The organism is Flavobacterium sp. (assembly GCF_031423415.1).
Lineage (GTDB): Bacteria > Bacteroidota > Bacteroidia > Flavobacteriales > Flavobacteriaceae > Flavobacterium.
Genome location: NZ_JANPFL010000148.1, coordinates 1 through 21,465, shown reverse-complemented (window position 1 = coordinate 21,465; position 21,465 = coordinate 1). Strand labels below are relative to the sequence as shown.

Annotated in this window: 26 protein-coding genes and 1 tRNA gene; 10 read left to right on the top strand and 17 right to left on the bottom strand. The window is 34.2% G+C overall.

The features are described from left to right. Nucleotides 1-549 precede the first annotated feature (549 nt). The 3 genes from RMO83_RS12980 (at nt 550) to RMO83_RS12970 (ending at nt 1,398) form a co-directional block, all read left to right on the top strand. Nucleotides 550-759 (top strand): KTSC domain-containing protein, encoded by a 210-nt coding sequence (locus RMO83_RS12980; RefSeq protein WP_310560126.1) that lies wholly within the window; start codon nt 550-552, stop codon nt 757-759. Between the two features lie 81 nt (nt 760-840). Further along, a complete protein-coding gene (locus tag RMO83_RS12975) occupies nt 841-1,158 on the top strand; it encodes a hypothetical protein (RefSeq protein ID WP_310560125.1) in 318 nt (105 codons plus the stop codon). 18 nt (nt 1,159-1,176) lie between these two features. Next, a complete protein-coding gene (locus tag RMO83_RS12970) occupies nt 1,177-1,398 on the top strand; it encodes a hypothetical protein (protein WP_310560124.1) in 222 nt (73 codons plus the stop codon). 42 nt (nt 1,399-1,440) lie between these two features. Here the strand turns inward: RMO83_RS12970 and RMO83_RS12965 are convergent. Beyond that, a tRNA-Met gene (locus RMO83_RS12965) sits at nt 1,441-1,514 on the bottom strand. Between the two features lie 154 nt (nt 1,515-1,668). On the opposite strand from RMO83_RS12965, the gene RMO83_RS12960 reads away from it, so the two are divergent. Together RMO83_RS12960 and RMO83_RS12955 are read left to right on the top strand one after the other, a co-directional pair. After that, the gene (locus RMO83_RS12960; RefSeq protein WP_310560123.1) at nt 1,669-2,061 is read left to right on the top strand and encodes an START-like domain-containing protein; all 393 of its coding nucleotides are present in this window, start codon (nt 1,669-1,671) and stop codon (nt 2,059-2,061) included. 60 nt (nt 2,062-2,121) lie between these two features. Continuing rightward, a complete protein-coding gene (locus RMO83_RS12955) occupies nt 2,122-2,955 on the top strand; it encodes an aminotransferase class IV (RefSeq protein ID WP_310560122.1) in 834 nt (277 codons plus the stop codon). Here the strand turns inward: RMO83_RS12955 and RMO83_RS12950 are convergent, their stop codons facing one another. The 5 genes from RMO83_RS12950 to RMO83_RS12930 form a co-directional block, all read right to left on the bottom strand. After that, a complete protein-coding gene (locus RMO83_RS12950; protein ID WP_310560121.1) occupies nt 2,956-3,516 on the bottom strand; it encodes a YqgE/AlgH family protein in 561 nt (186 codons plus the stop codon). It lies immediately after the preceding gene. Nucleotides 3,517-3,627: 111 nt separating this feature from the next. Further along, complete coding sequence (locus RMO83_RS12945) at nt 3,628-3,900, bottom strand: HU family DNA-binding protein (protein WP_310560120.1); 273 nt, start codon at nt 3,898-3,900, stop codon at nt 3,628-3,630. Between the two features lie 183 nt (nt 3,901-4,083). Further along, complete coding sequence (gene fmt / locus RMO83_RS12940) at nt 4,084-5,031, bottom strand: methionyl-tRNA formyltransferase (protein WP_310560119.1); 948 nt, start codon at nt 5,029-5,031, stop codon at nt 4,084-4,086. Between the two features lie 30 nt (nt 5,032-5,061). Next, complete coding sequence (locus RMO83_RS12935; RefSeq protein WP_310560118.1) at nt 5,062-6,954, bottom strand: ATP-dependent DNA helicase RecQ; 1,893 nt, start codon at nt 6,952-6,954, stop codon at nt 5,062-5,064. 79 nt (nt 6,955-7,033) lie between these two features. Further along, nucleotides 7,034-7,567 carry an ATP-binding protein gene (locus RMO83_RS12930; protein ID WP_310560117.1) on the bottom strand — a complete coding sequence of 178 codons (534 nt, stop codon included), beginning with the start codon at nt 7,565-7,567 and terminating at the stop codon, nt 7,034-7,036. Nucleotides 7,568-7,781: 214 nt separating this feature from the next. On the opposite strand from RMO83_RS12930, the gene RMO83_RS12925 reads away from it, so the two are divergent. From RMO83_RS12925 to RMO83_RS12910, 4 genes are all read left to right on the top strand, one after another. Then, entirely contained in the window at nt 7,782-8,072 is a 291-nt protein-coding gene (locus RMO83_RS12925) for a DUF493 family protein (RefSeq protein WP_310560116.1), read from the top strand. 2 nt (nt 8,073-8,074) lie between these two features. Then, a complete protein-coding gene (locus tag RMO83_RS12920; protein WP_310560115.1) occupies nt 8,075-8,800 on the top strand; it encodes a DUF4290 domain-containing protein in 726 nt (241 codons plus the stop codon). 77 nt (nt 8,801-8,877) lie between these two features. Beyond that, nucleotides 8,878-10,188: a UDP-N-acetylglucosamine 1-carboxyvinyltransferase gene (gene murA, locus RMO83_RS12915; RefSeq protein ID WP_310560114.1), complete on the top strand. Its 1,311-nt coding sequence runs from the start codon at nt 8,878-8,880 to the stop codon at nt 10,186-10,188. 69 nt (nt 10,189-10,257) lie between these two features. Further along, the gene (locus tag RMO83_RS12910; protein WP_310560113.1) at nt 10,258-11,130 is read left to right on the top strand and encodes a cation diffusion facilitator family transporter; all 873 of its coding nucleotides are present in this window, start codon (nt 10,258-10,260) and stop codon (nt 11,128-11,130) included. A gap of 115 nt (nt 11,131-11,245) precedes the next feature. Here RMO83_RS12910 and aroQ read toward each other — a convergent pair whose 3' ends face one another. Together aroQ and RMO83_RS12900 are read right to left on the bottom strand one after the other, a co-directional pair. Beyond that, complete coding sequence (gene aroQ / locus RMO83_RS12905) at nt 11,246-11,659, bottom strand: type II 3-dehydroquinate dehydratase (protein ID WP_310560112.1); 414 nt, start codon at nt 11,657-11,659, stop codon at nt 11,246-11,248. A 73-nt stretch (nt 11,660-11,732) separates the two neighbouring features. Then, on the bottom strand, nt 11,733-12,296 hold the full coding sequence (locus tag RMO83_RS12900; RefSeq protein WP_310560111.1) for a porin family protein: 564 nt from the start codon (nt 12,294-12,296) through the stop codon (nt 11,733-11,735). A 422-nt stretch (nt 12,297-12,718) separates the two neighbouring features. Between RMO83_RS12900 and RMO83_RS12895 the strand changes: the two genes are divergently transcribed. Continuing rightward, nucleotides 12,719-13,318: a hypothetical protein gene (locus RMO83_RS12895; protein ID WP_310560110.1), complete on the top strand. Its 600-nt coding sequence runs from the start codon at nt 12,719-12,721 to the stop codon at nt 13,316-13,318. 211 nt (nt 13,319-13,529) lie between these two features. Here the strand turns inward: RMO83_RS12895 and RMO83_RS12890 are convergent, their stop codons facing one another. The 9 genes from RMO83_RS12890 to RMO83_RS12850 all read right to left on the bottom strand — a co-directional run bounded on the left by RMO83_RS12890 (nt 13,530) and on the right by RMO83_RS12850 (nt 21,172). Next, nucleotides 13,530-13,760 carry a hypothetical protein gene (locus tag RMO83_RS12890; protein ID WP_310560109.1) on the bottom strand — a complete coding sequence of 77 codons (231 nt, stop codon included), beginning with the start codon at nt 13,758-13,760 and terminating at the stop codon, nt 13,530-13,532. Between the two features lie 51 nt (nt 13,761-13,811). After that, complete coding sequence (locus RMO83_RS12885; RefSeq protein WP_310560108.1) at nt 13,812-14,615, bottom strand: Cof-type HAD-IIB family hydrolase; 804 nt, start codon at nt 14,613-14,615, stop codon at nt 13,812-13,814. A 16-nt stretch (nt 14,616-14,631) separates the two neighbouring features. Next, a complete protein-coding gene (locus tag RMO83_RS12880) occupies nt 14,632-14,847 on the bottom strand; it encodes a putative signal transducing protein (RefSeq protein WP_310560107.1) in 216 nt (71 codons plus the stop codon). Between the two features lie 46 nt (nt 14,848-14,893). Beyond that, nucleotides 14,894-15,553, bottom strand: a complete 660-nt coding sequence (locus RMO83_RS12875) for a DEAD/DEAH box helicase (RefSeq protein WP_310560106.1) — start codon at nt 15,551-15,553, stop codon at nt 14,894-14,896. Nucleotides 15,554-15,669: 116 nt separating this feature from the next. Continuing rightward, nucleotides 15,670-16,833: a sigma-54 dependent transcriptional regulator gene (locus tag RMO83_RS12870; protein ID WP_310560105.1), complete on the bottom strand. Its 1,164-nt coding sequence runs from the start codon at nt 16,831-16,833 to the stop codon at nt 15,670-15,672. 70 nt (nt 16,834-16,903) lie between these two features. Further along, nucleotides 16,904-18,220: an ABC transporter permease gene (locus RMO83_RS12865; RefSeq protein ID WP_310560104.1), complete on the bottom strand. Its 1,317-nt coding sequence runs from the start codon at nt 18,218-18,220 to the stop codon at nt 16,904-16,906. Nucleotides 18,221-18,333: 113 nt separating this feature from the next. Continuing rightward, a complete protein-coding gene (locus RMO83_RS12860) occupies nt 18,334-19,257 on the bottom strand; it encodes an ATP-binding cassette domain-containing protein (protein WP_310560103.1) in 924 nt (307 codons plus the stop codon). A 145-nt stretch (nt 19,258-19,402) separates the two neighbouring features. Beyond that, on the bottom strand, nt 19,403-20,515 hold the full coding sequence (gene dnaJ, locus RMO83_RS12855) for a molecular chaperone DnaJ (RefSeq protein WP_310560102.1): 1,113 nt from the start codon (nt 20,513-20,515) through the stop codon (nt 19,403-19,405). Nucleotides 20,516-20,572: 57 nt separating this feature from the next. Beyond that, the gene (locus RMO83_RS12850) at nt 20,573-21,172 is read right to left on the bottom strand and encodes a nucleotide exchange factor GrpE (RefSeq protein WP_310560101.1); all 600 of its coding nucleotides are present in this window, start codon (nt 21,170-21,172) and stop codon (nt 20,573-20,575) included. Nucleotides 21,173-21,465: the final 293 nt, after the last annotated feature.

Below are 21,465 nucleotides of genomic sequence, written 5' to 3'. Positions count from 1 at the left end.
GATTGTCACAATTAGTACTTCGTATGATGGAGTTATAAGCATCTCTAAAAGCCACACACAAAAATTTATTTAAAAAAGAAAGGACTTACGGATTTCTTAAGTCCTTGATTCTTTTGTAGCGAGATCGAGATTTGAACTCGCGACCTCAGGCTTATGTATTTGATAAATTATTGAAAAATAATCCAAACAACCCCCCTATAGTACTTGATTTTATTCCAAATCGTGTGCTGTTACTATTAGTTATTTAGGCTAAATTAATTAACTTTAATAATCGGATTATACTATTTATTCAATTATTCATATTTTTTTGAAAAATGGCTACTTTTATTAGATTTCAACTGTGACTGAGCAAAACAATTAAATCAACAGATTAAACATTACTTTAATTTATTTTTGCTTTTTATTAATTCTTTTTAATTTTTACTTCACTTAAATACAATTAGTTACTTAAATTTTTGAATTTAATTTCTTTTTTTTTACTTCTTTACGGTTTCCCGTAAGGATGTACTTTTTATTGCATTTACATTTGATAAAAAATTATACCATCCTATGAATCGCTACACCGTAAACGACCGCAACATCATTTCTGTAGGATATGATGAAATCCTTAAAACACTCGAAATAGAATTTAAATTCCAAGCTATTCATCAGTATTTTGATGTGTCTTTAGACGAATTTGTTGCTCTAATGAAGGCTCCAGCAATTGAAACTCATTATTTTGATTTTGTATATTGTCAGTATTATTTTGATGTAGATTGATTTATTTTCACTCTTTACGGTTTCCGGTAAGGATGTTATTTTTATTGGATATAATTTTGAAATTATTTAAAAAAAACTACTATGGAAAAGTTCCTTAAAATAAATTCAGTAGAAAATAGAACAACCCTAAATGAGAATTGTCCTCAAATACCTAACCACAAAAAATGGGACAAATGCCTTGATGATTATGAAAACTACACCAAAGAATATATAAAGCAATACAAAAAATCGCTACAAGGAAATCTCATTTCACTATCCAAATATCCTTATATGAAAGCAAGATCAGAAGCCTTGTGCGAACAACTTAATGAATTACAAAACCAAGGCCTTTTGACTGAAAAACAACTTCAACGAATATCAAAAATTCAAATGAAAACACTGTACACCAGCTGCTCTTAACTATAAATTAAACCCTAAATGAAAAAACTTAACCTAGTTACTTTACTCCTGCTTTGTTGCTTGTCGCTTTCCTGTAACCCCAAAACAGAAAAGGAACAACCCACTATTTACAACAACAGTAACAACAATCAAAATTACAAATTTGATGATGATGTCTTACTAGAGAAAAACACTAAAAACGTCAAGAAAAAAAAGCCATCTCACAAATACAAGAGTAAAAAAGTAGGAGTTAAAATATAACCATAAAAAAAACTCTAAACAAAAATTGTTTAGAGTTTTTAGTAGCGAGACCGAGATTTGAACTCGGGACCTCAGGGTTATGAATCCTGCGCTCTAACCGACTGAGCTATCTCGCCATATTTTTAAGTGCAACCCATCTTTCAATGCGGGTGCAAATATAAAAATTAAATTAGAGGTTACAAGCATAAATCTGATAAAAAAATTTATTTTAAAAAAAGCTTTTTTATTGGCTTTATATTCTATAAATTTCACAAAAATTAATAGTGCCTAATGGATACAAAAATACGATACGAAATAGAATTCCCAATAAACTCTTCGCCCCAATTGTTGTACCAATATATTTCAACACCGTCAGGTTTGTCAGAGTGGTTTGCCGACAATGTCAATTCTCGTGGAGAGTTTTTTACCTTCATTTGGAATGATTCCGAGGAGAAAGCTAGGCTTTGCTCCAAAAAATCAGGAGAAAAAGTGAGATTTAAATGGGTCGATGACAACAATAAAGATACTGAATTTTATTTTGAACTTCATATTTTAGTTGACGAAATTACGAAAGACGTTTCTTTAACGGTTATTGATTTTGCGGATATTGACGAAGTAAGTGAAGCTAAGCTCTTGTGGGAAAATCAAATTTCAGATCTCAAACACGTCATAGGTTCGGTATAGCAATATTGTTATTTATAGTTTATATTTGTCCTGATTTAATCGGGACTTTTTTTTGATATTATGATAAATTTTAATGGTGCTATTACCTCGTCAGATACTAATTTATTGGTTCATAATCGCGGGTTTTTATACGGCGATGCAGTTTTTGAAACGGTTAAGGTCGTGAATTCCAAAATTCTTTTTCTAGAAGATCACTATTTTAGATTGATGGCTTCTATGCGAATTGTGCGCATGGAAATTCCCATGAATTTTACAATGGAATATTTAGAAGAACAAATTCTTACTTTAGCTAAAGCCAAAAAATTAGAAAATTCTGCTCGTGCAAGAATTACTGTGTATCGCAATGATGGTGGCTATTATTTGCCGCAAAGCAATACCGTTTCTTTTTTGATTGCTATAGAAAATCTTGAAAATAGGGTATATTCAATTGTTCATAACGAATATGTGGTGGATTTATATACTGATTTTTATGTGGCAAAACAGTTACTTTCTTCAATAAAAAGCACAAACAAATTACTAAATATTGCGGCAAGTATTTATGCCACAGAAAATGGTTTGGATAATTGTCTCTTAGTAAATGATAGCAAAAATGTTATTGAGGCTGTTCAAGGAAATTTATTTATGCTTAAAGGGAATACTCTTGTAACACCGCCTGTTAGTGAGGGTTGTTTGAATGGGGTTATGAGAAAGCAAATCTTAAGTTTGGCAAAAACTATTGAAAATCTAGAAGTAGTTGAAGAAGCAATTTCGCCATTTGAACTTCAAAAAGCCGACGAGTTGTTTATTACGAATGTGATTAAAGGAATTCAACCGATTACAAAATATCGCAAAAAAGAGTTTACAATAGATTTTTCGGCGTTATTGTTGCAAAAATTAAATGATGCTATAGCTTGATTAGTTGAAGGTTGGATTTTCAGGAGCGTTGACCCAAATTAGATATTCTCCGCCCAATTCCATAATTTGTTTTTTCCAAAAATGAGCGGCCGATTTTCCAATTATTTTGTTTTGGTAATTATTTTGGATTATAATCCAAGAACTTTCAGCCATTTCAGTTTCTAGTTGGTCTTGATCCCAACCAGTGTAACCTAGAAAGAAGCGGATGTTATTCTTGTTTATCTTGCCATTGTTTATGAGCTCTTTCGTAATTTCATATTCACCTCCCCAATAAATGCCGTTGGATATTTCTAAACTATTAGGAATTAGATGAGGTACATTATGTATGAAATAGAGATTGTCCTGCTCAACTGGACCGCCATTGTAGATCTTGAAAGTGGCTTTTATGTCTGGTACCAAATCATTGATTGTATACTTTAAGGGCTTATTCATAATAAAACCAACCGAACCTTTCTTATTATGATCTGCCAATAAAATAACCGACCTATTGAATGACAAATCTCCAATTATTGAAGGCTCTGCAATAAGTAGTTTTCCCTTTTTTAATTTTTCTGATATCATAAGCCGTATTGTTTCCTAATGTATAAAAAGAGCACAAACAAATCTAATCAATATAATGTACAAAAAAAACCTTCCAATGGAAGGTTTTAATATATTAGTGAAAGCATAAATTTAATTAACAGCTCCTTCTAATTCAGCTCCAGCTTTAAATTTCACTACATTTTTTGCAGCAATTTTTATAGTATTTCCAGTTTGAGGGTTTCTACCATCTCTTGCAGCTCTAGCAGAAACTGACCACGATCCGAAACCTACTAAAGATACTCTACCACCTTTTTTCAAGGTACTACCTACGTTTCCTAAAAATGATTCTAAAGCTAGTTTTGCAGCAGCTTTTGTAATTCCTGCATCAGCAGCGATAGCGTCGATTAATTCTGATTTGTTCATAATGATTATTTATTAAATATTAGTTAAAAAAAACTTTGTTTATAATAACAAAATTAATAGGAATATGTTTCCTTACAAGTGTTTTTATTAATTTCAGCTTGTTTTGTTGATAACTTGTTTTTTTTGTTCATAAACCAACGTAAAATCTTCTTAAATGGGTGAAAAACACCCGTTTTATTGGTCTTAATACGCCTTTGCATTTTCAGAAAAAGTCATTCCATTCAATAATTCTCCTACATTCATCTTCTTTTTTCCAGGAAATTGGATGCTAATTACCTCAATATACCCATCTTTCACTGCGATTTTTATTTCTTTTTTAGAACAAATTAAGTTCCCTATGGTATAGTTATGATTCTCCAGTAACATATTTGCTGCGTGAATTTTTACATTCCACTCTTCGTTTTTGTCACTAATATAACACCAAGCAGATGGATACGGACTCAAACCCCGAATTAGATTATAAATTTCCTTTGCCGATTTTGTCCAATCGATTTTGCAATTTTCTTTATTTAGCTTGTAAGCTGTTTTTATTTCAGGAACATCTTTTTGGATGGTAGTTTTTACATTTCCTTTTTCTATTAATGTTACAGTCTCAATAACAGTGGCGCTTCCCAACCGCATTAATCGATCGTGTAACTGACCAGCATTTTCGTTTGGAGTAATTTCAATTTCCGAACTAAGAATCATAGCCCCAGTATCTATTTTGTCATCAATAAAGAAAGTAGTTACTCCAGTCTCTGTATCACCATTTATTATTGCCCAGTTTATTGGAGCGGCTCCGCGATAATTGGGTAATAAGGATGCGTGCAGGTTGAAAGTACCCCGTTTTGGCATGTTCCAAACTACTTCGGGCAACATTCTAAAGGCAACCACGATTTGCAAATTAGCATTTAACGATTTTAATTCCTCTAAGAAGCTTTTATCTTTCAGATTTGTGGGTTGCAATAAAGTAAGATTGTTAGCCAAAGCATATTCTTTTACAGCCGAGTATTTTATTTTTTGACCACGACCTGCGGGTTTATCAGCTGCGGTAATAACACCTACTATAGTATAGTTGTTCTTGATTATGGTGTCCAAAATGCCAACGGCAAATTCTGGCGTTCCCATAAAGACGATTCGTAATTTTTCCATTGTCATTGCGAGGAACTACGCCATCTCCTCTTATTTTAGTGAATATTTATTGTTTGGTTTTACGACAACTTTATTGTTTTCTAATAAAGTTTGTAGGGCAAAGATAATATCGTCTTCGCTATTTTTGGTCAGTTTCTGAATTTCTCTTGAATTCAAGTTTTGAATTTTCAACAAGCCAATGATTTTTTCGGACGTAGAAGAACTGTCAACCAATTTCTTTTTTTTGGAAATGCAATTCGAACAAATTCCACAATCTGCTGCTGTTTTTTCTCCAAAATATTCTAAAATCAACTTGCTTTTGCACACTTTTTTCTCAGTGATGTAATGCAAAACCGATTCGAATTGGGCAACTTTTTGTTTGTTTTGGGTTTCTAAATACTTCGAAACTCTATTGATGGTTCTTTCGTCTTCGCGAACTTCGTTGAAAATAATGGTGGCATCATTGTTTTTTTTATGATAATCAATGATTTCAAGCCCTTTCAATTTTTCAAAAACAGCAAGGATCTCCGTTTCATTACAATTCGATTTTTTGGCAATTAACGATAAATTGATGGCGGTTTGCGATTCATAAATCCCTGGATAAGTTCGAAGTAAGGACAAAATAACGGGTTCTTCATTAGAATTCAAACTTATATATCGAATGACTTCTTTCGATTCAATAATGAATTGCATCGTGATTTTCTCGGAATATTCTTGTGACATACTCAATATTCCTTGACGGTCTAAAAACTGAATAGCATTGAAAGTTTTTAAGGTTGGAAATACATATTTTTGGCAAAAATGATTCAAATTGAACGAAAATTGTTCGTTGATTCCTTCGCCATAAGCGATTCGGAAATAGGTACACAATTTGATGTAAATCTGGGTGAGAATTATTTTATCGGGTAAAACATTGATAAACTGGCTTTGCGCTTGAATTTTATCAGATGGACTTGTAAGCAATACAGCAAAGGCTTTTTCTTCATTTCTACCAGCACGACCAGCTTCCTGATAATAACTTTCCATACTTTCTGGAAGATGAATGTGAATGACTGTTTTTACATTCGATTTGTCAATTCCCATCCCAAAGGCATTGGTGGCAACAATAATCTGCGCTTCTTCATTCATCCAAAGATTCATGTTTTTCTCCTTTTCTTTAACAGATAAACCACCGTGATAAAATGTAGCTTTGAATCCTATGGATTGTAATTGAGAAGCTGTATCCGAGCACGATTTCCTATTTCGGACATAGATTATAGAAGGCTGCGGATTCTTTTTCAAGATTTGCTCCATTCGATACAATTTGTCTTCTATTTCAAAGACCATATAGGCAATATTTTGTCGGGCAAAAGATTTCTGAAAAATAACTGGTTTTTCTAATCCTAATTGAAGAATGACATCATCAAGAACAGTCTTCGTGGCTGATGCTGTAAGTGCGAGAAATGGAACTTTTGGAAAATGGGTTTTCAGATTGGCAATTTTCAAATATGCTGGACGAAAATCGTGTCCCCATTGCGAGACACAATGTGCTTCGTCTATGGCAATTAAATTGATGGGCAGATTTTTGATTCGTTCCAAAATCCAATCCGACTGCAAACGTTCTGGCGATAAATACAAGAATTTATAATTCCCAAATTCGCAATTATCTAATAGTGTAATCATTTCATCCGATTGGATTCCGCCAGTCAGCGCAATAGCTTTGATGTTGAGGTTTTGTAAGCGTTGCACTTGGTCTTTCATCAAGGCCACCAAGGGCGAAATGACCAAACAAATTCCGTCTTTCATTAGGGCGGGAACCTGAAAACAGATTGATTTTCCGCCACCTGTAGGCATCAATCCAAAAGTGTCTTTACCATCCAAAACCGAATTGATAATTTCGTCTTGAGGTGACCTAAATTTGTCGTGTTTCCAATATTTTTGAAGAATTGCTAATGCTTCCTGCATCTTTCAAGTGTTTAGTATTCAGTTGCATTTAGCAGATTTCTCAACCCATAACTCACAACTCATAACGCATAACCAATAACTAAATTTGGTCTAAGATAAATAAAATTCTGTTATCAAGCGCGTCTTTTGGAACTTCTATAAGTTCGTACCCATAATTTTGATAGGTTTCAACGAGGTGATTGTGGATGAGTTTCGCTTGTTCAAAATTTTCATATCGGGCTTCGTCACTCACATAAATTTCTTCCCAAGGCGGAAGAATAAAGATTTTTGTGTATAAATTTTCACGGCAAGCCAAATCAAAATGTGCTGGATAACTGTCGCCAATGTAGTGCATATAAGCCAAAACATCTGGAATTCCTCGGTCGATAAAAACTATTTTATGCGTTTCGTCTACTGCACTTGTGAATTGTTTTTTTCTCCCTTCCAATAATAATTCACTGAAAAGCAATGGGTTTTCAAGAAATAATTGTTCGATTCCTGCTTTTTTTGCTTCTAATGTTACTTGTCTTGAAATTTCTGGATAGCAGCAAAACCCTTTTTCTATCAATCCATCGATGATAGTACTTTTGCCAGTTCCAGGTCCGCCAATGATGACTATAATTTTTTTGCTCACTTTTTCCAAATAAGGTCCAAATTTACCTAAAGTTATCGGAATTCTGAAACATTATTTGGAGCAATACCTTTCTTTATTTTCGAAAATGATACACTATAAAATACAATTTTTAATTTTCTAAACTACGGATTCTAAAATCTACTCCCGAAATTTCGGGACTAAACTCTAAAATGTAATTTCAAAACTGTATATTTGCTCTTATTTTTATTTTAGAATGGATACAGAAAAAGAAGCCAAAGAATTTTACGAAAGATTAAAAGTGGAGTTGGATTTAAGTACTACTTGGCCAGCCATTTATTTGTACAAATTTATTGTGCCTTCAGAAAAAGAAAGCATTCTTCGTGTAGAAGAAGCTTTTGATTGTGTGGGAGCAGTTATTAAAACTAAAAAATCCAAAACAGGTAAATTCACTAGCATTTCTGTCGATGTTATGATGAAAGATTCTCAAGAAATAATTGATAAATACATCGAATTATCTACTATTAAAGGTATTATTTCCCTATAAATATGAACACAAAATATATAAAAGAAGTTGCAAACGATGTCGTTCATCATTTGGAATACAACGCTGAGCGAACTCACCTAATTATTCCAGAATATGGTCGTCATTTACAAAAATTGATTGATCAAGCAACTGTTATAGAAGATAGTGAAGAGCGCAACAAAGCTGCAAAATACATCATACAGGTTATGGGAAGTTTGAATCCTCATTTGCGTGATGTCGCTGATTTTCAACACAAATTATGGGATCAAATTTTTATAATGTCCGATTTTAAATTGGATGTAGAATCACCATATCCCGTGCCAACTCGTGAGGTTTTACAATTGAAACCGGATGTTTTAAAATACCCACAGAACTACCCAAAATACCGATATTATGGTAACAACATTAAATATATGATTGATGTTGCCAACAAATGGGAGGAAGGCGAAATGAAAAATGCCTTGGTAAAAGTGATTGCCAATCATATGAAAAAATCGTATTTGAGTTGGAATAAAGACACCGTGAAAGATGATGTAATTTTCGAGCATTTATTCGAATTGTCTGGCGGAAAATTGAATATGTTACAAAGCACAGAGGAACTTTTGACCACCACCGATTTATTGCGAACCAATAAGCGTGTTTCTAATAAAATAACTCCTGCTGGACAGCCAAAAATTCAAAGTAACAAAAACATCAAATCAGGAAAGTCAAATCCGACAAATAAAAACCAAAACAGAAAACCTTTGTAAAACGGTTATTAGTTCGAAGTAATGAGCTTGTCGCGGGCAACTTATAACTTCTAACCTATAACCCATAACCTAAAAATATGGGAATATTCAAAATTGAAGGCGGTATTTCACTAAAAGGAGAAATCATACCACAAGGAGCGAAAAATGAAGCACTACAAATATTATGTGCAATATTATTAACAGCCGAAAAGGTCACGATAAATAATATTCCAGATATAATTGACATTAATAAACTCATTACGCTGCTAGGAAATTTAGGGGTCAAAATCCAAAAAAATGGAGCGGGTTCTTATACTTTCCAAGCTGATGACGTAAATGTAAACTATCTCGAAACCGAAGCTTTCAAAAAAGAAGGTGGAGCACTTCGAGGTTCTATTATGATTGTTGGGCCACTTTTGGCACGATTCGGGAAAGGATATATTCCAAAACCAGGTGGCGATAAAATTGGACGAAGAAGATTAGACACTCACTTTGAGGGTTTTATCAATCTTGGTGCTAAGTTTCGTTACAACAGAGAAGATCATTTTTATGGAGTAGAAGCTACCGATGGTTTAATTGGTGCCGATATGTTGCTAGACGAGGCTTCAGTTACAGGAACTGCTAATATTGTTATGGCAGCTGTTTTGGCCAGAGGCACAACTACTATTTACAACGCCGCTTGTGAACCTTATTTGCAACAATTGTGTAAAATGATGAATGCTATGGGAGCTAAAGTTTCGGGTATTGGCTCCAATTTATTGACTATCGAAGGTGTCGAAAGTTTGGGCGGTTGCACGCATAGAATTTTGCCAGATATGATTGAAATTGGAAGCTGGATTGGATTGGCAGCGATGACAAGAAGCGAGATTACAATTAAAGATGTAAGTTGGGAAAACTTGGGAGTGATTCCAAATGTATTTAGAAAACTTGGAATTACTTTAGAAAAAAGAGGTGACGATATATATATTCCGGCGCACACAGAAGGATATCAAGTAAAAACCGATATAGATGGTTCTATTCTTACCATTTCAGATGCGCCTTGGCCAGGATTTACACCCGATTTATTGAGTATTGTTCTTGTTGTAGCAACCCAATGTAAAGGAGATGTTTTAATTCATCAAAAAATGTTCGAAAGCCGTTTGTTTTTTGTCGATAAATTGATTGATATGGGAGCAAAAATCATTTTGTGTGACCCACACCGAGCAGTTGTTATTGGTCACGATTTCAAATCACAGCTGAAAGCTACCACAATGTCCTCGCCAGATATACGTGCTGGAATTTCGTTATTGATAGCTGCACTTTCTGCCAAAGGAACGAGTACTATTCAAAACATTGAACAAATTGATAGGGGTTACGAACGAATTGACGAACGATTGAGAGCTATTGGAGCTAAAATTGTAAGAGCTTAATTTTATTCAATAAAAAACGCTAAACCTCAAAGATTTTTAAACCCTTTGAGGTTTATTAGTATAATTCAAATGACAAACGAACAAACTGCAGTTAGGGCAACTTATTTTAGTATTGCAAGCAATGCATTACTAGCGTTAATAAAAGGCTTAGCTGGTTTTTTTGGTCATTCCTATGCTTTAACGGCAGATGCCATTGAGTCAACTACAGATATTTTTTCTTCCTTTTTAGTGTTATTTGGAATCAAATATTCTAACAAACCAGCAGACGAAAATCATCCTTACGGCCACGGTCGAGCCGAACCATTAATCACTTTTTTGGTAGTTGGTTTTTTGATTACTTCGGCAACAATTATTGCTCACGAAAGTATTACCAATATTGGAGTTCCACATAAATTACCTGAATCTTGGACTTTGATTGTTCTTGGAGCCATAATTTTATGGAAAGAATATTCATATCGTTTGGTCATGAAACGAAGCAAAGAAGCGAATAGTTCTTCTTTAAGAGCTGATGCTTGGCATCATCGAAGTGATGCAATAACATCAGTTGCCGCATTTATTGGAATTTCTATTGCCTTATTTTTTGGAAAAGGCTACGAATCGGCCGATGATTTGGCTGCACTTTTTGCATCAGGATTTATTTTCTACAATAGTTATAAAATTTTCAGACCCGCTTTGGGAGAAATCATGGATGAAAATTTATATGATGATTTAATTGTCGAAATCAGGAAAGTTTCTCTTAAAGTCAATGGCGTTGAAAGTACCGAAAAATGTTTTATTCGTAAAGCAGGAATGAAATACCACGTCGATTTGCATGCTATTGTCAACGCTAATATTTCGGTGAGAGAAGGTCACGATATATCGCATTTATTAAAAGATACTTTACGAGCAGAAATCCCAGAATTAGGACACGTTTTGATTCATATTGAACCTTCTTATCATTGAAGTTGCCTTTTTTTTTACTTCAAAACATTCAAAATTTTCAAATCAAAAATAACTCCGTTTTCTTGAACCCCGTTTTGGAAAGAATTATTGTTATCATCGAATAATTGCGAAGAAACTACAAAAACGACATTATCGCCAACTCATAGCTTTTCATTCCAAAACCGAGAATAACACCTTTAGCATTTCCCGAAATATATGATTGATGGCGGAAACTTTCGCGCGAAAAGGTATTCGAAATATGCACTTCGACTACAGGAGTTGTGATGCTTTTTATGGCGTCGCCAATACCAATTGAAGTATGAGTATAAGCACCAGCATTGAGAATAATGCCGTCATAAGAAAAACCGTTTTCCTGAATTTTGCCAATCAATTCCCCTTCGATATTGCTCTGAAAATAAGTCAGTTCCACGTTTGTAAATTTACCTTTTAAGATTTCAAGATATTCTTCAAACGTTTGAGAACCATAAATTTCAGGTTCGCGTTTTCCTAATAAATTCAGGTTAGGTCCGTTTATGATGCAAATTTTCATAAGTATGTTTTTGTAAAAATAAAAAAACCGCTCCAATTAAGAACGGTTTTGGAAAATTTATTGTTTTTTATTTTTAAAACATAATACCTGCTGAAACTTGTACGACAGAGTTTTTTGTTTTTGCATCTTGAGAAACTTCCGTTAATCCGAGAACATATCTTCCTTGTACGAAGATACTTTTGGTAATTTTAAAACCCAATCCAGCATTGACTGCAAAATCAAATGTGTTCGAGTCTTTAGCATCAAAGGCATTTTTTTCGCTCAATAAAAAAGAAGCTTGAGGTCCCAATTCGAGGCTAAAAGTATTGCTCAAATATATTTTTGCTAAAACAGGAATAGCAATATAGCCCAATTCATTTTTATATTCTTTTATTCCAATTTTATAACTTGCTCCTTGAGTAGAGTATAATAACTCTGGCTGAATAGCAAATTTGTCCAATAGTTTAATTTCTGCTATCAATCCTGCGTGATAGCTTGTTATGGCGTCAGTTTTGTAATTTGTACCGTCAACAGTAATGCCTGTCCCGGTTGCATTAGCGTAATTTATTCCAGCTTTTAAGCCAATTTGCAATAACTGGGCTTGCACACTAAAAGATGTTGCTAAAAGTAATACGAAAATCAAAATAGGCTTTTTCATTTTTTTATTTTTATTGGTTAGTATTATTGTTAAAACTTCATTATCAGTTTATTATTGCAGTGTTCGGCATTTACATTACGTTTTGTCATTAAGATTTAATAACCATCAATTTTATCACTACACCTATTGAAGTCATCAAAAATCTATCATTATGACAAAATTATGAAATCATCTTCATAAATTGATTTAATTGTCATTAAAAATTGTGCAAAACAATTATTTTTATCTACTTTAACTAAATAAAGATTTTAAAATCATAATTTAAAAAATAAATTGAAATTTTTTACTAATATTCATCTAGATTGTATAGCTATGTCTTGAACATTAGATTCTTTTATTTAAAAATTTTATTATAAATTATCTTGGTATTTTAAAAAAATATGTTAATTTTAATTTAGTTTTTAATTTAAATTGTAAAAATTATGAAAAAAAATATTCTGTTAGCACTTTTAGCTTTGGTTATTACTAACGGCTATGCACAAAAAAAAGGGGGTTTTAGAGTTGGTTTGGATTTAGGTTTTGTTCCTTCAGGAGGTGGAGGAGGAGCGATGTTTTCCTTAGAACCCAAGTATAATATTAAAGACAATATGAATATTGGTTTACGACTGGGCGCCGCCGCAATCGTTAAAGATATAACTGTAGATTCCGCCGGCGCGGCTGCTTCTGGAAAAGTTGCCGTTAGTGGATCTTATGTGGGGACTTATGATTATTATTTTAATAAGTCTGGAAGTTCTTTTGCGCCTTATCTTGGCGGTGGCTTTGGGTATTATTCGCTAGCAAATGTTGAACTGGATGAAAATAGCACAGTGCCAGATAAATACTCACCTACTGTATCCGGCGCATTTGGCGGTTTAATACGTGGAGGTTTTGAATGGGCTGGATTTCGAATGGGTTTAGAATATAATATTGTTCCAGATTCTGATTTAGAAGATATAGATGGTAATAAGGTTGGAACTGCAAAAAACGCCTATCTAGGAATTCACATCGGATTTTTCGTAGGCGGTGGTAAGTGGGGTAAATAATTTTTATTTATTCCCATAAAACTCTAAACAAACAAAACCTCAAAATTAAAAACTTTGAGGTTTTGTTTGTTATTGAGAATTAGTCATGATCCTCAACAAATTGTTTCGCTTGATTCTTTTCAGGATTTTCAGGAAGATAGATTATTTCAATACTGTCAAATTTAACTAGTTCATCATTGTCATAAAATCCTTCATAGATATTATTATTTAATTAAAATTTATAAAATCCTCTAATCGTTCCTTTTGAACCAACCTCTTTAACCTCATACAAATAGCCTGTAACTTGTTTTCCGTTTATTTTTAATTCACTGATATTATTATTATTCCTAATTGAAATATAAATTAAAAATAAAACTAGTAGTATCCATAAATAATGGTTTTTAATTTTATCGAAAAAAGGTGAATTATTATTTATTAGCTTTTTATCCTTTCTCTTTACCATCGTTAAGTGTTTTGAAATATTCTCGAATCACTTGATAAAAATTACAAATCTTTATTCCAAAATAAATCTCCGTACCACTTCGGCAACACCGTGATCATTATTAGAAGCTACAATAACATCACCAAATTCTCTTAATTCGTTATCGACATTATCAACCCAAACGCCCAATCCGGCATATTGCACCATGGTTAAATCGTTCTCTGCATTTCCAATGGCGATTATTTCGCTTGGATGAATACTTAGTTTTTCGGCAATAATTTGAACAGCAGCTCCTTTATGAACGCCATAAGGTGCGGCTTCCAGAAAAAAGGGTTTCGACATACAAACGCTTAAATCTGGCATAGCGTTTTTTAGCAAAGGTTCGACAGTTTTAAGATAAGCGGGTTCTTCTAGCAACAAACATTTCACGGCCGAAGTAGTTACAGCATCCTTAAAACTTGGTACAATTACCAATTCTAAACCGGTGATAGTACTTTCGATATCTATATATTCCGAATGTCGCTCGCTGATTATTTTTCCGTCTAAATACGTGATAATATGCGTATTATTTTCTTGACTAAAATCGTAGATTGAATGAATTTGTTCTTTGGTCAAGGAATGTTCAAAAAGCACTTTGTCTTCTTTCAAGTCCGTAATTGTGGAACCGTTAAAAGAAATCATAAAGGAATTATTAATATCACATTGCAGTTCTTTGGCATATCCAATCATCGCTGAGGTTGGTCTTCCCGAAGCCAAAACGACATAAACGCCCATTTCCTGAGCTTTCAAAAGCATTGTTGCATTTTCATTTGATATTTGGTGATCGGCGGTTAGCAAGGTATCATCCATATCAACTACTAGCATTTTATATTTCATTATTTAACCTCTAATTTTATATACTCAACCTGAATTCTTCAATTACCGGATTGGCTTTTGAAAAGTCCGTTTCCTGAATGAACAACTCGACTGCCTTTGTGTTTTCTATACTAGGAAACACATTCGATTGGTTGTTATCTCGAATGACTGTTTCTACTCCAATTGCTTCAATTTTACTTTTAAGCGAAACTGCTAAAATTTCACTTCCCGAAAATACTTTCATTAATCCCATAATGCTGTTTGTTGTTTGTAATTAATAGTTTTTTGTAGAATATCGATTATTCTTCTTCTTGATCTTCTTCGCTCTCGTCAAAATCTTCTTCCTCTTCATCAAAATCAAATTCGAAAGGTTCTACCAACATTTTATCGGCTAGAATTTCGATTCTTTCTGTGAGCACATCTGTGAAAATAATGCGTTGGGTTTTGGCAATGCTATTCGAAATGCGCATAATTTTGGTTTCATGACGTAATTTTAGTATGGTATCGGCATCGTCAAGAATTAACATTCGCAGTCGGTTGACATTGTACCCTGCTGTACTGAACAAATCGTTCAATTTGTTAGGTGTTCCTATCAAAACATCGATGCCAGTAGAAATATAATTTTTATCATAATCCGTATCGCCTTTGTCGTGTATGCCATAAACTTCCAATCCCGAATGCTTTCCGTATTGAACAAAAAGAGCTACCATTTCTAGAACTTTGGTTTTATCTTCCACAATAATTAAAGCACGCGGCGATTCTTCGTTGCTTCCAGTCAATTTCTGAATTACATTGATAACAATTGTCGTCGTTTTTCCGCTTCCATCTGGAGCAATAATAATACAATCGGCACCACTTTTCAGAGTTGAAAAGGTTTCTTTTTGCATTTCGTTAGCTTCGGTCAAACCGTTAGCGATGAGTGCTTCTTGGAGGTTTTCGTTTATTTTTTTTAGTTTCATTTTCGAATTTTAGATTTTAGATTTAGGATTTAGGATTTGAAAATCTAAAGAATCTAAAATATTTATTTTTTGTTAATTCTTGTTTTCAATTCCCCCTTCGGGGGCTAGGGGGCTTTTTATTTTGAAGCAAACAACTGCACGTCGCTTTCCGAGATTTCATTTCCGCCCAGAATAATCAATCGTTCTACCACATTTCTGAGTTCACGAATATTTCCTGTCCAATCGTATTCTTGTAATAATTGAATGGCTTCTTTGGAAAAATGTTTGACTGCATTTCCTTGTTCAGAAGCGATTTTTTCGGTAAAATGGGAAATCAATAGCGGAATATCATCTCTTCTTTCATTTAGCGAAGGTACGTTAATCAAAATTACTGCCAATCGATGATACAAATCCTCACGAAATCGACCTTCGGCAATTTCTTTTTTCAAGTCTTTGTTGGTTGCCGCAATGACACGAACATCCACTTTAATATCTTTATCGGCACCCACTCGGGTAATCATGTTTTCTTGTAAGGCTCGTAATACTTTGGCTTGAGCCGAAAGACTCATATCGCCAATTTCATCCAAGAAAATCGTTCCTTTATCAGCTGCTTCAAATTTCCCTGCTCTATCTTTTACCGCTGAAGTAAAAGCGCCTTTTACGTGACCAAACAATTCACTTTCTATTAATTCACTCGGAATAGCGGCACAATTGACTTCGATTAACGGAAAACTCGCTCGTTGACTTTTCTCGTGCAATTGATGAGCAACCAATTCTTTGCCGGTTCCGTTGGGTCCAGTAACCAAAACTCTAGCTTCGGTTTGAGCGACTTTTTCAATCATCAATTTGATGCGATTGATGGGTTCGCTTTCGCCAATCATTTCGTAGTTTTTGCTAACTTTTTTCTTCAGAATTTTATTCTCTACAACGAGTTGTTTTCTGTCTAAAGCATTACGAACGGTATTTAATAATCGGTTTAAATCGGGCGGTTTCGAGATGTAATCAAAAGCGCCCAAACGCATCGTTTGAATAGCAGTTTCCATATCGCCGTGACCAGAAATCATTACCATTGGGATTTCGGGTTTTATTTTTTTGACCGCTTCGAGCACTTCAACGCCGTCCATTTTGGGCATTTTGATGTCGCACAAAACGAGGTCGTAGTCGTTGTTTTTTATTTTTTCTAATCCTTGAACTCCGTCTTCGGCATCTTCAACAATATACGTATCGTTCTCTTCGGAAAGTATTTTGGTAAGTACTCTGCGAATAGCTGCTTCATCTTCTATGATTAATATTTTACTCATACTTCGTAATTTTCAAATTTTAAAAATTCCAAAATCCAACTATTGGAATTTGGAATTTATTTTTTGGAATTTAATATTGTAACCATTTGTACATTTCTTTCCAGGTTGGTTTTTTGCCATACATTAATATTCCTACTCGATATATTTTAGAGGCAAACCAAACCACAAAAAAGAATGTTCCAAAAAGGATTGAGATGGAAAGTAGTAGCTGCCACCAAGGAACTCCAAAAGGAATTCGCATCAGCATCACGATAGGCGAGGTGAGGGGAATCATCGAGAATACGGTGGCTACCGTTCCGTGAGGATCATTGATTACTGTGAAAAACCCGATATAAACAGCGAGAACCAATGGCATAATGATAGGTAGAAGAAACTGTTGTGAATCGGTTTCGTTATCTACTGCAGCCCCAATTGAGGCGTAAAATGAGCTGTACAAAAAGTAACCGCCAATGAAATAAATTACGAAACTAATTAAAATTGTCGCGATGGGTAATTGCCATAATTCTTGGACATACATTTGTGCGGTGCTAGTCGTTTGCTGATGTGCTATTTGCATCGCATCAGAAGGTATTTTTTGTGCCGTATAAGTTTCTAATCCTAAAAAATAGGAGGCTACTAGCATCAATGACAATCCTATAATAGCCCAAATAAAGAATTGCAATAATCCAGCTAATGAAGTTCCAATGATTTTTCCCATCATCAATTGAAATGGTTTTACCGAGGAAATGATTATTTCGACAATGCGATTGGTTTTTTCTTCAATAACGCTTCGCATTACCATATTGCCGTAAATAATAATGAACATCATAATGAGATAGCCAAAAGCGCCTCCGATAGCAATCTTGATTTCGTTAAGGCCTTTGACGCTTTGCTCTCCTGAAGCTTTGGCCAAACTAATGGCGACTTTCGACGCTGCATTTTTTATAGCTAACGTATCTAAATTTGCTTTTTGATAGTTTTCTCTCGTGAGTTTTTGGGCAATTATACCTTGAATATTTTCTAAAAAAGATAAACTGGGACTGTCGTTAGAAACATATTGAATTTTACTTTCTAATTCCTTAACATTATTGACTTTCGGGATGTAAATTAACCCTTCATAACTCTCTTTGGTGATGCTATCTTTTAGAAATCTCATGTCGATATCGTGTAAATCTAAATATTTATATTCTGAGTCTTTATTGTTCAAGGAGAGAAATTCATTGGCAAATAAACCCGTTTCGTCGTGAATGGCAATTAGCTTAGTGTCGGCTTTCATAGTACTCAAATAACCAACAAAAACGGCTATTCCCACAAAAAGTAGCGGACTCAAAAAGGTCATTACTATGAATGATTTATTGCGGACTTTGGCAATAAATTCTCTTTTTATAATTAGCGATATGATACTCATTTGAAAGCCCCCTAACCCCCGAAGGGGGAATTCCTACTAGGGTAAATAGGGTTTAAAATAATATTTTTTATAACAATTTCTTAATTTATCTCTTTGTTTTTACCCTTCGGGGATTAGGGGGCACTTACTGCTTGTATGAAAATATCCGTGACGCTAGGAATTTTTTCCATAAAATGGGTTACCTGACCTCTTTGAGTCAGTATATTCAAAAGTTCGTTTGGCATAGTATTTCCAAGTTGGACTTCAAGTTTTATTTCATTGTTGAGTGATTTAAAATTCGTTTGTGTCACTTTGAATTTTTGGGTTAAATCATACATCAGTCCTTCGACATTGTCCGATAAAACACCCACTTCAAAACTATTGGTGCGGAATTTTCGTTTCACTTGGTCTAAACTTCCTTCGATTAACTTGTTCGATTTGTGAATTAAGGCAATATGATCACACAGTTCTTCGACACTTTCCATGCGATGCGTGGAGAAAATAATAGTAGAACCTTGTTTTTGTAACTCTAGAATTTCCTGCTTTATCACATTAGCATTTACAGGATCGAAACCTGAGAATGGTTCGTCAAAAATCAATAATTTGGGTTTATGCATTACGCAAACCACAAATTGCACTTTTTGTGCCATTCCTTTAGATAACTCTTCTATTTTCTTGTTCCACCAACCTTGAATACTTAATCTTTCGAACCAATATTCCAATTGTTTTTTGGCTTCGGCTTTCGAAAGTCCTTTCATTTGTGCTAAATACAAACATTGCTCTCCTACTTTCATCGATTTATACAAACCGCGTTCTTCGGGCAAATAACCAATGTATTGGATATGTTTTGGACTTAGCTTTTCACCATCCAAAATAATATTGCCACTGTCAGGCATCGTAATTTGATTGATAATTCGGATAAGTGATGTTTTTCCGGCACCATTTGGACCTAAAAGCCCGTAAATACTTCCTTTGGGAACCGTAAGTGAAACAGAATTAAGGGCAACGTAATCTCCGTATTTCTTAACGACATTGTTTACTTCAAGGATATTACTCATACTGCTTTTTTGATTTATTTCATTTGTTTTACCCTTCGGCTTAGGGTTGGTAAAAGTAAAAAAATAGGGTGTAATAAGGTGTTAAATAAAACAAAAAACCCATCCCTATTTTCACAAGGATGGGAAAAATCATTATAATTAAAAATTATGAAAACATATCTTTAACTTTTTCAAAAAAGGATTTGTCACTTTTTTCAGGATTTGGAGCGAAGTTCTCGTTTTCGAGATTGTTTTCAAAAAACTGTTTTTGTTCTTTATTGAGTGTTTTTGGAGTCCAAACATTAACGTGAACTAGCAAATCTCCTGTTCCATAGCCGTTGATATTTGGAATTCCTTTTCCTTTTAATCTCAGAATTTTACCAGATTGGATGCCTTCGTCGAGTTTGATTCTTACTTTTCCGTTGATGGCGGAAATATCTTTTGAAATTCCGAGAGCCGCTTCGGAGAAACTGATGTATAAATCGTAATGCAAATTCTCGCCTTCGCGCTTTAGAAATTCGTGTTCGATTTCCTCAATTGCAACGATTAAATCTCCCGGAACACTATTGCCTGGTGCATCATTTCCTTTGTTGGAAACTTTAAGTTGCATTCCGTCAACGACACCAGCTGGAATTTTTATGGTAACCGTTTCGTCATCTAAAATCATTCCTTGCGAATCGGCTTCTGAAGGTTTTTTGTCTAATATTTGACCGGAACCGCTACAAGTTGGACAAGTCGATGCTGATTGCATTCTTCCTAAAATGGTATTGGTCACGCGCATTACTTGACCTTGACCATTACAAGTCGAACAGGTTTTATAGGAAACTCCTGGAGCTTGAACTTTTCGTTTTACTTTTACTTTTTTCTCGACTCCATTGGCAATTTCTTCAAGAGTCAATTTTACTTTTATGCGAAGATTGCTTCCTTTGACGCGACGTTGTCCGCCACCGCCACTGAAACCTCCTCCACCAAAAGCACTTCCAAAAATATCTCCAAATTGACTGAAAATATCATCCATATTCATTCCGCCGTGGCCACCGCCAAAACCACCTGAACCATCAAAAGCTTGATGACCATATTGATCGTATTTGGCTTTTTTCTGAGGATCACTGAGTACTTCATAAGCTTCCGCAGCCGCTTTGAAACTTTCTTCTGCAGCCGCATTTCCTGGATTTTTGTCAGGGTGAAATTCAAGTGCTTTTTTTCGGTATGCTTTTTTTATTTCGGCAGCGTCGGCATTTTTGGATATGCCTAGTATTTCGTAAAAATCTTTTTTCATTTTCAATTAAAAATTAGTGCCTCAAGAAGCTCAAGGGTGACTGTTAGAATTTAGGAGTTAGTTTCCGATTACTACTTTTGGAAAGCGAATAATTTTATCACCCAATTTGTATCCTTTTTCTATTACATCAACAATTTTACCTTTCATCTTAGGCGATGGAGCAGGAATTTGAGTGATAGCTTCAGCGAAATCGGCATCAAAAGCGTCACCTGCATTCACTTCAACTTGCTCTAATCCTTTAGAAACTAAAGTGTTTTTCAATTTTTCTTGAATGAGTTCAACACCTTGAATCAAAATATTATCGTCTGTTTTTTTAATCTCAGATAATGCTCTGTCAAAATCGTCTAAAACAGGCAACAAAGCAAGTAAAACATCTTGATTTGCGGTTTTAAACAGCTCTATACGTTCTCTAGCTGTTCTGCGTTTGAAGTTTTCAAATTCGGCAAATAAACGCAAGAATTTATCCTTTTCAGAGGCTAAATCTTGTGATAATTGTTCCTCTTTCGATATTTCTTCAACTCGTTCTTCAATTGAAGCGTCTAATGTATCAATAGCATTTTCATTGTTTTCAGTTGCGGTTTGATCAACAATTTCGTCGTTTATCTTGTTTTCAGTCGTCATTCTTGTATTGTTTTTAAAAAAATTCGTAAACTTCATTTTATTCTGTCCTATAGATTACAAAAGTACTGCCAAAACTTGAAAAATGTCAAATTGTCACCTCTTAAATCTTTATTATTATTGTGTTCATCTTTATTTAAAAAATGCTTCTACTGGAAATGTTGTGGAGTTTTTAACCACATAGTTTTTAGTGTAGCAACATAGGTATAATTTTAGAAAGCTTCACTTTTACATAGTTGACATAGCTACTATGCGCAAAATGTATTTTCTATGACAATCTTTTTAACAATTTTAACAGTGATTCTATGTGGTTTAAATTTATCTTAAGTTTG